Source organism: Noviherbaspirillum sp. ST9, assembly GCF_048799745.1.
GTDB lineage: Bacteria > Pseudomonadota > Gammaproteobacteria > Burkholderiales > Burkholderiaceae_D > Noviherbaspirillum.
Genome location: NZ_JBLWFR010000177.1, coordinates 1 through 560 on the forward strand (window position 1 = coordinate 1; position 560 = coordinate 560).

The 560-nt window shown below is 45.2% G+C and carries 1 protein-coding gene; it reads right to left on the bottom strand.

Going from position 1 to position 560, the window contains the following annotated elements; all coding sequences use genetic code 11:
* Positions 1-560: RagB/SusD family nutrient uptake outer membrane protein (locus ACNOHI_RS25390; RefSeq protein WP_420477500.1), on the bottom strand; the 560-nt coding region annotated here is incomplete at both ends.

The following is a 560-nucleotide window of genomic DNA, read 5'->3' on the forward strand; positions in this document are numbered from 1 at the left end:
ACCGACATAAGAAGTCTGGGGTCGCGGTTATCGTAAGGTTTCTGAGGATTATAAGAAGGATCACTTTTAACAGGTAAGCCATTACTTGTTTCGTAGGCGTCAACTAAGTTCTGGGAAGGATTAACCCCGCCCGATGCAGCTTCATAACCTACCGGATAAGTTGTTTTTTCCAGGCCATTGCTTGCGGAATAACGGCGCTCAAAAATAAACTCAGCACTCTGCATTTGTCTAAACAAATCGCGGTAATTCGATGCCAACGAATACCTGTTTAGCGCAATAACCGAATGTGCAGCCTGTGCTGCTTCTATCCATTTCGTACGGATATTGCCAGGGTTATTCAGGTCACTCGCTGCATAGAGCAACACTCTGGCCTTCAAAGCCAGAGCTGCTCCGCGCGTTGCTCTGCCAATTTGGTTACCTGAATTAAAGTCACTCCAGGTATCTCTCAGACTTGTATTGGTGGCATCTAGCTCAGTAACAATAAAATTGACACATTCTTCAAATGTATTCCTTGGAAGCCGGGTATTTTCGGCATCAAGTGTCTCCTTTATTAGCGGAAC